The 12,550-nt window shown below is 48.7% G+C and carries 8 protein-coding genes; 5 read left to right on the top strand and 3 right to left on the bottom strand.

Annotated elements, in window-relative coordinates; translation table 11 throughout:
* Positions 1 to 55: 55 nt before the first annotated feature.
* From thpR to K6T99_09350, 3 genes are all read right to left on the bottom strand, one after another.
* Positions 56 to 625 carry an RNA 2',3'-cyclic phosphodiesterase gene (gene thpR / locus K6T99_09360; GenBank protein MCL6520030.1) on the bottom strand — a complete coding sequence of 190 codons (570 nt, stop codon included), beginning with the start codon at positions 623 to 625 and terminating at the stop codon, positions 56 to 58.
* 92 nt (positions 626 to 717) lie between these two features.
* Positions 718 to 1,962 carry a competence/damage-inducible protein A gene (locus tag K6T99_09355; GenBank protein MCL6520029.1) on the bottom strand — a complete coding sequence of 415 codons (1,245 nt, stop codon included), beginning with the start codon at positions 1,960 to 1,962 and terminating at the stop codon, positions 718 to 720.
* 168 nt (positions 1,963 to 2,130) lie between these two features.
* On the bottom strand, positions 2,131 to 3,222 hold the full coding sequence (locus K6T99_09350) for a VanW family protein (protein MCL6520028.1): 1,092 nt from the start codon (positions 3,220 to 3,222) through the stop codon (positions 2,131 to 2,133).
* A 267-nt stretch (positions 3,223 to 3,489) separates the two neighbouring features.
* On the opposite strand from K6T99_09350, the gene K6T99_09345 reads away from it, so the two are divergent.
* From K6T99_09345 to K6T99_09325, 5 genes are read left to right on the top strand one after another with little or no spacing between them, the layout of a single operon-like run.
* Positions 3,490 to 6,117, top strand: coding sequence for a hypothetical protein (locus tag K6T99_09345; protein MCL6520027.1), 2,628 nt, complete (start codon positions 3,490 to 3,492; stop codon positions 6,115 to 6,117).
* A gap of 30 nt (positions 6,118 to 6,147) precedes the next feature.
* Entirely contained in the window at positions 6,148 to 7,314 is a 1,167-nt protein-coding gene (locus K6T99_09340; GenBank protein MCL6520026.1) for an ADP-ribosylglycohydrolase family protein, read from the top strand.
* 46 nt (positions 7,315 to 7,360) lie between these two features.
* Entirely contained in the window at positions 7,361 to 8,752 is a 1,392-nt protein-coding gene (locus K6T99_09335) for an FAD-dependent oxidoreductase (protein MCL6520025.1), read from the top strand.
* A gap of 7 nt (positions 8,753 to 8,759) precedes the next feature.
* Positions 8,760 to 10,757 (top strand): glycoside hydrolase family 20 zincin-like fold domain-containing protein, encoded by a 1,998-nt coding sequence (locus K6T99_09330; GenBank protein ID MCL6520024.1) that lies wholly within the window; start codon positions 8,760 to 8,762, stop codon positions 10,755 to 10,757.
* A gap of 10 nt (positions 10,758 to 10,767) precedes the next feature.
* Entirely contained in the window at positions 10,768 to 12,516 is a 1,749-nt protein-coding gene (locus K6T99_09325; GenBank protein MCL6520023.1) for a hypothetical protein, read from the top strand.
* Positions 12,517 to 12,550: the final 34 nt, after the last annotated feature.

The following is a 12,550-nucleotide window of genomic DNA, read 5'->3' as shown; positions in this document are numbered from 1 at the left end:
CGAATTTCTGCTCTTCCACAATACCACGGCTTATCTGTTAGGATGCCAGTTCTTCTTATGCTACAAGTTCAACCTTTCTCAAAGCGGTGTAGATTGGGCCCGTCGGGTGAAGATCGCTCCTCATCACTGCAACCGAATCCACCATTACAGTGCCAATGGACTCGTCTCTAAGCTTATCAATACTTTCTCGAAGCGGGGCCACGCCTTGGGAACTTCTAGCCCGGCCCAGCGTGACGTGGCCAGTGAATGGACGATCTTCGCGTGGAAATCCGAGCTTTTCCAAAGCTGTGTCGACGCGCCTCGCGATTTCCTTTAGCTGGTCTTTGCCAGTTTTGACACCAACCCAGATAACTCTCGGACTACTAGGCCTTGGAAACGCACCAGCACCTTCTAAAAATATTTCAAACCTATTCATAGATTCTACGGCTTCTCGCACCGCATCGGTGACGGCATCGAGTTTTGCTGCGTCTATACTGCCGAGGAACTTAAGTGTTATATGGAAGTTTTCCTCGGAAACCCATTTAACGTCAGCTTTAGTCGCAATTAGCTGTTTCTTGACTTCCGCCAGTCGAGACCGAACTTCCGCTGGCAGAAGGACTGCTATGAACGTTCGTATCTTTTCCATCTTCAATGCTAAATAACAAATTCACAATATTAACCTTGATGTTTTGCCTGGAGTTTTTATCTATGCTTTTATTGCTCTCTATGGCTTCCAACTTAAGGCGTCTTCAGCAGGTACATCCTTAGCTGATTAAGTGCCGCCGTGGACGCCCTTAGCTTGATCTCTTCACGACTGCCCCCGAATATGTTCCTGGTAACTTCTGTGCCTTCGGGAGTTTTGAGCCCAATATACACGAGACCCACTGGTTTTTCCGCAGTTCCGCCGCTAGGTCCTGCAATACCCGTGAGACCTAAAGCAACATCGGCGCCTATCCGAGTGGCCGCACCTTCAGCCATAGCTTGCGCCACCTCGGAGCTCACTGCACCATACTTGGCAATCATTTCATTGGATACGCCCAGTAGCTCCGTCTTCACCCGGTTGCTATATGCTACCACACAACCTTGGAACGTTTCAGAGCTTCCTGGGACATTGGTTACTCGGTTTGAAACAAGACCGCCGGTGCATGATTCCGCTAATGCAAGTGTTAAACCTCGGTTTATTAGCATGTGCACTGTTACCGACTCAAGAGTTTCGTCATCTACCCCATAAACATAATCGCTTAGCCGCTTCCTAGCCTCTTCCTCGAGCCCAGAGATCATGCGTACTGCAGTTTCATGATCCTTTGCTTTGGCTGTGATTCTGAAATGAACCTCGCCGCTTTTTGCGTAAGGTGCAATCGTTGGGTTCTCGCTGTCAAGCAGGTCTTTAACCTTTTCCTCAGCTGCTGACTCGCCAATCCCACATACTTTAAGCACACGAGATTCAATAACTGAGCGGACCCCTGAAAGCCTGCGTTCCAAATATGGAACCACATAGTTTTCAACCATGGGAATGAGCTCACCTGGGGGACCTGGAAGAGCAACCACAATTTTGCCTTCCTTCTCGACAAGCACACCGGGCGCCGTCCCAACGGAGTTCGGCAAGGCAGTCCCGGATTCAGGCTTCAGTGCTTGTTTAAAATTGCTTGCAACCAGCTTGATTCCTCTGCGCTCGAAAAATTCGCGTATTGCCCTCTCAGAATCTAAATCCAACACGAGCTTTTCGCCAAGGACCTCTGCGATGGTTTCCTTTGTGAGATCGTCCATCGTAGGCCCTAGACCGCCGACCGTGATTACGAGATCTGCTCGTGAGAGGGCGGTCTTTAGCACATCCGCAAGCCGTGAAGCATTATCACCAACGGTAGTCCGATGGTAGACATCGATTCCCAGAGTGGAGAGCACTCTCCCAAGGTAGGGGGCATTCGTGTCTATGATTTGCCCCAAAAGCAATTCGGTTCCGACTGAGATTATCTCAGCGCGCACACACGTCCTCCGATATTTCGATAAGTATTATAGCTATTTTGTATAAGGAATTCAACTTGCTAGATCGTCTCGCTGAAGAGACGATTGGAGTAAAATATTGGTATGTGAAAATTATGCAAACTCATTCAAAAACGAAAACTTTGAATCCTCTGAATGATTCACTTGCTTTCACGAAGTTGGGTCTTGAGCAGCAGACGGCTGGCCAGCATCTGTTGGGCTAATTGGCAAAGGTTGCGTTTGATTTGGTTTGGGTGGCAGGTCGGGTAGCGGGATGATTACGGGTGGAAGATTGAGGTCAGGAAACTCCTGTTCCGTATTTGTATCTTTCTTCGGGTGAACAAGAACCACCTTATCCTTAGGCAAGATAGTGTCACGACTTATGACCTCACGCTTGATTAGCTTTCCATTTTGTCGAATCAACCGAACAATAGTAACAGCGAAACCGGGCCGTGGTTCTTTCTTTACGATAACCTCACCCTCGGGAACGCTTTCGTCTTCATGTTCGATAACCTTAAATGGCAATTCTTCGTAGTCCTCTGAAAGAATTTCTACCGTTCTGCCGGGGATCTTTGTGCCATAGAATGCAACTACCAAACGGTAGTCTTCGACCTTTGATCTTATAAAGAGCACATTCCCAGTATCATTCTTAAAACGCAGGTCCGCCCAACCAAACGATACAGCCGCGTCCCTCCCTGGCGGCGCATACTTCACAGGACCTGAGTGTGGATGGCGCTCTACTATTTCAAGTCCGGTCTCAAGCGCCACGTTATAGAGGGCTGTAGAGAGAATACATATCCCCCCGCCAATCCCAATAACCATCTCACCATTTGAATACTGTGCTGCCGGTTTGTAGCCCTTTTCCGTCGTGCGTGGTCCAACTATTTCATTGAATGAGAAAATTTCATTCGGACGCAGAATTGTAAAATCTACCGCTTCCGAAGCCAATGAGATATTTGTAACTACATTGTCGCCTTTCGAGTCGAGCGGGATAACCCATGAGCCAATGAGTTCGGATGTGCGGGCGGCAAATGCCCTGCTCAACAGCTTAGATTCGCGAGCATCATCAGGCACACTTGAAGCAGGAATAGCCCCAAATTGCGTCAGCACAATATCAGGTAGGCTGACAGATGGCGCCGGCGTTGGCTGATTCGTTTTCTGTTGGGAGCCGGCTAGTTCAACCGTACCAAAATCCCACACAACAAGTGCCGTGAGAAATAGGCTCAGGGCTAGCTTCACGCCAAAATGGACTCGAGGATTCACCACTTGTTCCTTAAACAACAAATCTGCATCAACTTGCACTACTAAACGCAACGCCTTTTACAATTGCCTTGCTATTATACCACGATTGCAATGGTTGCTCCATATTTTGCGGCACCTTAAACCTAGAATGTGGCAAAAAAGCCTTGTTTTACAAAAATTCTACCGCAAATGCAGTTTCAGCAGATTAATCGAAAGTCAAACAGGCAAGCTAAGCACTAGGAGGTTTAAAGCCAGCTTCCGGATAATCCTAATTTTGGAGTTATGGCTATGAGGTTTATTATTGCACTTGTGAGTCTTCTTTCAATGATTCCCACTGTTGCCGAAAGTCGGACGTTGCTTCATATTGTAGGACCAGGCGTCGGTAAAAACTTGCTCGTGAATTCTAGCTTTGAGAAGAAAGAGTCAGGTTGGAAACCATTTGGCAAGGGATTCTCCTTCGACTCTTCCGTGCGACGCGCTGGCAGGATGAGCATTCGCTGTGAGAATTCATCTTCAGAAATCGAGGCAGGAGCTTTTCAAACCGTTGTCCTGAATCAGAAGTCTCCCAAAGCTATTCGAGCGAGCGTATGGAGCAAAGCAGGAGGCGTGGGCCCGGCTTGGAAAGGTGATTATGCGCTCTACCTTGACATCCAATACGCTGATGGTACATGGATTTGGGGGCAACTTTACGACTTCAATAGCGGAACTCATGGCTGGCAGCGCGGCGAGGTATATTTTGATCCAGAAAAACCAATTAAGCTAGTAAACGTGTATCTTCTGCTCCGCCGATGTGTTGGGAAAGCATGGTTCGATGATTGCCGGCTTGAGGAAATCAGGGCAAAAGGAAACACAGCATTATTCGATGGAATGTTTGTTTCGAGGCCAATTTTAGAGAAAAGCAAGCAGGCAGTCAGGCTCACATCCCTCGATGGGATTGATCTAATTCTCGCACAAGACGGCTCGATTCTAAGCGGACGGCTTGGTAAAACCGTTCTACCTGCGGGCGGAGGGTTCTACCTGAGGGACGTAGCCGCCGGGTCAGATGTGCTAGGATTAGATAAGCTCAATATACAGAGGACATCCCAGCGGAAATGGATACTTTCCGGTAGCTGTAGCAAGCTAAGGCTTTCGATTAATGCCACCGCAACCGCTAGCGAGAATCATATACGTTTTGACTGCGAGGCCAAAGATGAGACGGGCTGTGACCGTGCGCTAACGATTGGCTTTGCAATCCCAATGCCAAAAGAGGACTGGTACTGGTGGCATAGTATACGGTCGTCGGAGAAGACATCAGACGACAATTCCTTCTGCGACGGCGTCCCCATAGAAGCCGGAGCAGTGGGACTTATGTCAAAATATCCATTTTCCTGCATGAGTGGACGTAATGATGCGATCAATCTTGCGATCCCCATGGACGAACCATGTGTTTATCGTATTGGATATAATGGTGCAATTAGGTGGTACTACATTGCCTTCGACCTCGGCTTCTGCCCCGAGCAGGGTGTTGTAAAACAAAAGTTCTCGTTCCTTATTTACAAAACCACCAGCGCTGGAGGCATGAGGGAAGCAGTTGAGAAATATTACCGCATTTTCCCAGAATACTTCGAGAAAAGAGTTGAGCGCGAAGGCAACTGGATGGCATTCCTGCAGGTACGAAAAGTTCGAGGTTGGGAGGACTTTTGCTTTGCATTCCACGAAGGCGATAATGACATAGAGTGGGATGCGGCAAACGGCATTTATTCGTTCCGATATACAGAGCCAATGTCCTATTGGATGCCTATGGAGAAAAGCCTGCCGCGAACTCAAGAGCAGGCATTCAAAATGATAGAGGAAAATCTAAAGCAAACCAATGACGTCGCACTTCGGGATTGGGCTTCTGCGGTGAAGACTTGTTTGACCCTCGACGAATATGGCAAACCCCGGCTGTTTTTCTTCGACGCTCCCTGGTGCGATGGGGCAATGTTCTTACTCAACCCTAACCCAGCGATTCCAAAGGGTGATATGCCTGCCACACGTGCTAGTATATCTTGGAACAAAGAAATAGCTGAGAAGCTTTATGGCGACAAGACAAAGCCCCAACTTTCTGGGGAGTATTTGGACTCTGCGGAAATGGGGGCACCATATGTCAACACTCGCCGAGAGCATTTCAAATATGCCATTCGTCCTCTATCCTTCTGCAGGCGAACAAAGAAACCTGCTATCCTTCAGATACTTTCTACCTATGAGTTTGCAAAAACAATGGCCGACGACATCCGCAAGATGGGGAAGCTCATGATGGCAAACGGCATACCGACAAGCTTTGGTTTCATGGCACATCTCTTAGATGTTATGGGTATCGAAACCAACTGGCTTTCAAATGGAAAATACAACCCTCTGCCCGACGATGTTATGGACTTTAGGCGAACGCTTTGCTATAAAAAACCGTTCTGCTACCTCATGAACACAGATTATGAGGCTTTCGACCATAGCCTGGTCGAAAAATACTTCCAGCGGTGCATGTTCTGGGGAATGTTCCCAGGATTTTTCAGCCCAGATGCGGCAACTCGTCTTTATTTCGAGCAACAAAAATACTATGAACGAGACCGTGAGCTATTTAAAAAGTATTTACCAGTAATTCAAAAGATCGCGCGAGCCGGCTGGGAGCCGGTAACGATGGCTAGGACCTCTGATTCAAGGGTTGAAATTGAACGCTTTGGACCGGGCAAGGATGGCACATTGTACTTTACCGTGCGCAACAGGGGTGATAAACGCGTAACTGCCAGGCTGAGACTGGACGCTAAACTCGGCAAGCCAAAATCAGCTTTCAAATTGCCTGGAAAACAGCCGCTCTTCGTTGATAAAGGTGACATACTGATTGCACTTTACCCTGAAGAAGTGGCGGTTGTGGAAATTTTACCAACATTACCCGGCAATTGATAATTTTTCATTCACCGAGGAGGCTAGCAAATGAGAAAGAGCAAATATTTTTCATTAATTTTAATTTTTGGAATGCTCAAAACAGCTCACGGAGCACAGTTTAGGACTTTGCCAGTCAGCGTTTATCTAGACAAAATGAAGGGTGGATGGGCTGGTCAGATGATCGGCGTCTCATACGGTGCTCCCACGGAGTTCAAAGCGTGCGGCAGAACTTTCGACGAGCCGATAAAGTGGTCGCCGGAAAACGTCTCCAACTCTCTTGGACAGGATGATATCTACGTTGAACTTAGTTTCCTCGAGGCAATCGAAAAGTATGGGCTCGACATCTCAAATGAGCAAATTGGAAAGGCTTTTGCAGCCACTAAGTTCAAACTATGGCATGCAAACAACGAAGGCAGAGAGAATGTGCGCAAAGGAATCATGCCGCCCGACTCCGGAAGCCCGAAGTACAATGCCCACTATGCCGACATTGATTTCCAAATCGAATCTGACCTCTTTGGGTTGATTAGCCCTGGTATGCCGCTTTCTTCGAATGAAATGTGCAACAAACTTGGCCGCTTAATGAATTCTGAAGATGGTCTCTATGGAGGAATGTTCACCGCCGCGATGTACACGTCTGCTTTCTTTGAAACCGACGTTGAAAAGGTTGTGCGCTTCGGTCTTCGCGCAATTCCGCCGAACAGCACTTATGCCAAAACTATTCGCGATGTTATCATTTGGCATTGGGTATATCCAGACGATTGGCGCAAAACCTGGCAGAGAGTTCAGGAAAAATGGGCTTCCAAACCCAGCGGTCACTGCTCCTCGGACCCAAATGGATTCAATATAGACGCAAGTCTAAACGGTGCCTACGTTGTAATTGGATTACTCTACGGCAATGGCTCGTTGTCCAAGACGCTCGAGATATCAACGCGTTGCGGGCAAGACTCTGACTGTAATCCCTCGACCGCAGCTGGGATACTGTGCACAATCCTTGGCTATAACGCCATCCCTGACGAATACAAGAGCGGCATCCCTGCAATTTCTGATAAACAGTTCTCGTATGTCCCGTATAGTTTTTCAACCCTTATCCCCACGTGCTTACGCATTGCACGCTCAAACATACTGCGTTCTGACGGCCTCATAAAAGACGATGTCTTTTTCATACCCATCCAGCACCCCAGACCTCCTAAAATTACCAAATTAGAAGGAGATTGACACCGCAAACACCATAGACTACTCTTTTACTATAAGGGGAGAGACAATGAAAACCTACCATGAGCCATCTCGTGATATACCAATTGTTTATGAACCCGACGTCATCGTTGTTGGCGGAGGAGTCTCCGGGTGTTCGGCAGCCATTTCGGCAGCTAGAAACGGAGCGAAGGTTCTGCTCATCGAGCGCAATGGCGTTGTGGGTGGAACGGCCACTGCAGGATTGATGGCGAATATTGGGAACGCATTCATGACGAACGAAAACTTTCCCGTGGTAAGGGGAATCCCTCGCGAAGTTGTTGAGCGATTAGTATTTGAGGGCGGCACAAAACCTTGCTGGCACCGACCCGAACAACCTGGCGTCATTTTTGATCCTGAAAAAATGAAGCTTGTCCTTATTGATATGCTCCGCGAAGCAGGCGTGGAAGTTCTGCTTCACGCGCTAACGGTTGGGGCAATTAAGGAGGGCAACAGGGTTGTTGGAGTTCTTATTGAGAGTAAAAGCGGGCGGCAGGCAGCAATTGCGAAAAACGTAATCGATGCGACCGGCGAGGCCGACATTGCTTCTTATGCTGGGGCCCCTTGCCGGATTGTCGCAAGTGGCGGGAGCATGCTCTTCAGGCTGGCGAATGTTGATCTCGACCGCGCAGTTGATTGGATTGGCGAGCACCGTGATTCATTCCCAAACAACAGCGACGGAGTAAAAGATTACGATACTTTCCGTCGAAATTGGAAAGAGTTTGGATTTTTCTTCTTCCCCCACCATGGTGGCAAGGCGTTCAAACCTTGGAATGATGCCATCGAGCGTGGAGAATACTCTGAAAAGGACGGCGATTGGTATGCTCTGAATGCCTTTGGGATGTATGGGCTAGCTGGCGACGGCACGGTTGTCATCAACTCGAATTACCTCTGGTTGACCGACGTAGACGCACGCCAGTATACTCGTGCTGAGCTTGAAGGGCGGCGAATGTGCCACAAAGTGGCCGAGTTCCTACGAAAGCACCTCCCAGGCTTCGAAAACGCCGTAGTAATTCAGACGGCAGAAGATTGGGGGCAGCGCCGAAACCGACTTATTGAAGGAAGATCAACCCTCACCAAGGATGACGTAGCAGATGGGAGAGAGTGGGACGATGTAATCGGCCGATTTCCTCTCAAAGCGCCTGGTGAACCGCCCTATGGAGTCGAGATTCCATTCGGCGTAATGGCTCCAAAAAGAGTAGAGGGACTTCTAGTTGCCAGCGGGAAGAGCGTCTCCACAGACCCTGTTGGACTTCTTAGAGGAATGTCTCGATGCATGACGTTAGGCGAAGCAGCAGGAGTAGCAGCTGCCCTGGGAGCTCAATCAAACACACCCGCCGAGCAGGTACCAATTCGCGATATTCAAAAACAGCTAATCGCTCAAGGAGCTTATCTCGGCGAAGAGGATAGATTTAGGAGGTAAGAAAGAAATGCTAAGAGTTATTATGGGAATAATTATTTGTTATCTTCTAGCCACGCCAATTTTAGGAGCAGTTTCACCAATACAACCTGACCAAGCCAAGGCATGGATTATGCATCTTGTTCCTCTGCCAAAGTCAGTTAAGATTACAGCAAAAAACACCATTCCTGCCGACCAAGTCATAATCAGGGCTGACAGCACCGACCCGGTAGTTGTTCAGGCATGTGCGGAACTTCGGCAGGCAATCGGCATACCAAATAAAGCTAAGTCGCCTTCAAAACCAGCATTCACAATCGTTCTCAAGCTAGGCGGGCCGGAAGCATCAAGTCTCAAAAGCCTAAAGAACTCTGACCAAGCCTATAAGATTGTCCCCGATGCAAGTGGAAAGACACTGCGCCTCATTGCCCAAACCCCCAGAGGATTATATTACGCTGCGAAAACCCTCCAGCAGCTTATAAAGGCGCACGCCGCCGCGGGAAAGGTTGATATGCCAATAGCCGAAATAACCGACTGGCCCGACCTTGCAGACAGGGGATTGTGGGGCTCGGACTCTTTCCTGCACCTGAAGTGGCTTGCAGACCGGAAGATGAACATTGTTGAGCAAATCTGCTATGTCAGCGTTGATGAGAGGAAAATCGCAACAGCTAGGCCAAAGGATGGCCATGAGCCCTTATTTACGGAGGGGCCACTCTACGGAATAAATTTCGTTCCGGTAGTCCTGCACCTCGAGCAGGTTGGCAACAAAGGCGTATTCGCAGCCTATCCTAATCTCAAAGCAAAGGGCGGTGGCGAGGGTGCAATCTGCTACTCACAGCCTGAATTTGTAGATGTACTAGCAGATTGGATAGTTTCGCTTGGAAAGATACCACATGTTCGTGAAGTTGACGTGTGGCTTGCAGAAAACCTTGATCAACAAGGCGGATGCACATGCGAAGAATGCAAGAAGGTAGACCGAAGCGTCCTTGAAGCTCGCACCGTCTTAGCCGCCTGGAATAAAGCAAAGAAAAAACTTCCTCATCTAGGCCTTAGAATCCTCACGAGTGAAGAAACGGAAAGTAGTAACCAGTTGATATTCAAAGAACTTCCAAAGGAAGTCAAAGTCTGGTACTATCATAGCCTGTTGACCTACGACAACGGCGAAGTACCCATGCTCCGCAAATACCTAGAGGATTATGCAAAGAGCGGCCATTGGCTGGGCGTTGTGCCGAACCTTGACGCTGGTGTGCATTGGACAAGCCCGTTTACTGGTCCTCATTTCATCCATTATCGCATGAACGAGTTCGTTGATAAGGGCCTTTCGGGTCTGCTGGGATATGCCACGCCGCGGGTCCACTACAACAGGTTCAATGTTGAGGCAGCCGCCGAATGGTCGTGGAATTCCAAGGGGCGAACACCACGTGAATTTGCCGAATCGTGGGCCGTTCGTGAAGGACTAAAGGACCCCAAGAAGTTCGCAGACTGGGTGGAGCTTATCAGTCCTGTTGCGTGGGATGTGTATGGCTCTCATTGGCCAGCTGGAGAACAAAGGAACACACCTGGCCACTCTGCAAAAAGACTCAAAGAGGGCACACTGCCCGAACTGGGATTCGTCCTTTGGGATGCCTACCGATTGCCATTCGGAGACATCAAAAGCGAGGAGCAACTAAAAAATGACGTTGCCGCCGCTGCGGAAGCTGTCAAACTCGCAAAAGAAATAGAAATCCCAATATTAGTGAGCGAGAGCCTAATCATCCAGGGATACATAAACTCTCTAAATGCTCTGTGGGAACTCAGGAAGATTGTTAAGCCAGAGGGCATAGCTCCTGAAAACAAGGGAAAAGCACTAGACTACTTCAAGGCTTACGTGGATGGCCTTAACCAGGTGGTCAGCCAACTTCCGAACTGGGAAGCGCTTGTACCAGGAAGGTCGCCTAATGAAATTTTTACTGGCAAACAAATCGCAGTTATTACCCGCATGATTGGTGAGATGCAATGCGTAGCATCTGGCTTCGGCATTGAGCTAGAATGAGAGCGATAAAATGGAAAAGTACCTTTTTGCAATCTTGACTCTTATATTTGCTGTAGGCGTTTATGCTTCATCAGATAAACAACCACAAGAACTGCGATTCAAGGACGAGTTCCTGCGAATGCTCGTGGCATCGGTGCCTGATATTCTAAAGGACCAGGACCCTAAAACAGGACGCTTTGGAAAAGGCATATGGATTGTAAACGACCAGAACATAATGTTCAGCCTTGCAGTAGCGTGGGCGCTGAAGTCGCCAGCGAACCCATACTACCATGATCCAAAAGTACTGGAGGCTGTTGTCAAGGCTGGTGACGCACTAATCGCCGAGGCAAAGCCTGATGGACAGTGGGAATTTCGCAAGAAAGATGGCTCGACCTGGGGCAACATTTACATGCCATGGACGTATTCAGCTTGGATAATGTCCTATGGACTTGTTCGCGAAGGCATGACTCCTTCGCAAAAGAAGCGCTGGGATGATGCACTAATTCATGGATACACTGGGATTTCGCAAACAGCTCTGAAGCGGGTTCACAATATCCCTACCCATCATGCCATGGGCCTATACATCGCTGGTCAAGTGTTCGACCGTCCAGAATGGTGCAAACAGGCAAAGGAGTTCATGGCGAAAGTAGTCGCGGCACAGGACCCGGCAGGTTTTTGGTCCGAGAACTGCGGCCCAGTGGTAGGATATGGAAATGTTTATACAAACGCGCTAGGAATATACTATGCGGTTTCACACGATGAAACCGTACTTCCGGCAATCGAGCGGGCAATTCGATTTCATACAAACTTTACATATCCCGATGGCACCTCCGTTGAGACTGTCGATGAGCGGACACCCTACCACCGCAGGATAAGATTCCCCAACGTTGCCTTTACGCTCACGCCAGAGGGCAGGGGATATGTGCTTCAGGAGCTCAACCTGCTTGCCAAGAGTGGCGGCAAAGTTTCGGCGGATTCATGTGCAAGCTTTCTCATGTACGGTCAAGAAGGCCCAGTCACCCCAACAGCAGCTCAGGAATCCGACCGAACGTTCATAACAAGCGATGGAAAGTCGCTGATACGACGCAAAGGCCCATGGTTCATTTGCCTTTCAGCTTACCATTGTCCTATTCCAAAAAGTCGATGGCTACAAGACCGACAAAACTTGGTAAGCATATTTCACGACAATTGCGGTCTTATTGTTGGCGGTGGAAATACGAAACTCCAACCACTCTGGAGCACTTTTACTGTTGGGGATATCTCTCTTCTGAAACACAAGCCTGGTGATGAGAATCCGAACTTTATGCCTGAAGGACAACTATTCCACGTGCCTTCCGTGGCTGGGCTTAAAAAGACGGATCCACCCGGCTTGGGGCTGGTATATGGCGAGGAAAAATGCTCAATTGAGGTGGAGCCAGTAGACGCTTCCACACTAAAAATTCGCTTAATGGCGACAAATAAATCGGGCTTGCCGGTCGCTGCACACTTAACTCTAATACCACATATCGGCAAGCCGTTTCGCGCTGAGAAAATGGCTGAGAAGCTCTTAGGCGAAGAGGGATTCACTTTGTCAAGCCGTAATGCTGGGGGATGGATAGCACACGCGGGGTGGAAGCTCTCGCTACCCGAGGGGTCTAGCGTGACTTGGCCTGTTTTGCCTCACAATCCCTATCGCAAAGATGGCTCCGCAACTATTGAGGAAGGCAGGATTGTCGTAACCATCCCATTCTCGCCAGAGCACAAAGAGCATGTGGTGGTTCTTCAAGAAGGATACTACTAAGGTCCAAAAATAAGAGAATAGGGTTCGTGAAAAG

This window comes from Armatimonadota bacterium (assembly GCA_023511795.1).
In the GTDB taxonomy this organism is placed as follows: Bacteria; Armatimonadota; UBA5829; order DTJY01; family DTJY01; genus JAIMAU01.
Note: the sequence above shows the minus strand (reverse complement) of the source record. Positions and strands in the feature narration are given on the sequence as shown.

What these genes read in the sequence shown, in the direction of transcription:
- K6T99_09330 (MCL6520024.1), top strand. Translation starts at nt 8,760, where the DNA reads ATGCTAAGAGTTATTATGGGAATAATTATTTGTTATCTTCTAGCCACG.
- K6T99_09340 (MCL6520026.1), top strand. Translation starts at nt 6,148, where the DNA reads ATGAGAAAGAGCAAATATTTTTCATTAATTTTAATTTTTGGAATGCTC.
- K6T99_09325 (MCL6520023.1), top strand. Translation starts at nt 10,768, where the DNA reads ATGGAAAAGTACCTTTTTGCAATCTTGACTCTTATATTTGCTGTAGGC.
- K6T99_09345 (MCL6520027.1), top strand. Translation starts at nt 3,490, where the DNA reads ATGAGGTTTATTATTGCACTTGTGAGTCTTCTTTCAATGATTCCCACT.
- thpR (MCL6520030.1), bottom strand. Translation starts at nt 625, where the DNA reads ATGGAAAAGATACGAACGTTCATAGCAGTCCTTCTGCCAGCGGAAGTT.
- K6T99_09335 (MCL6520025.1), top strand. Translation starts at nt 7,361, where the DNA reads ATGAAAACCTACCATGAGCCATCTCGTGATATACCAATTGTTTATGAA.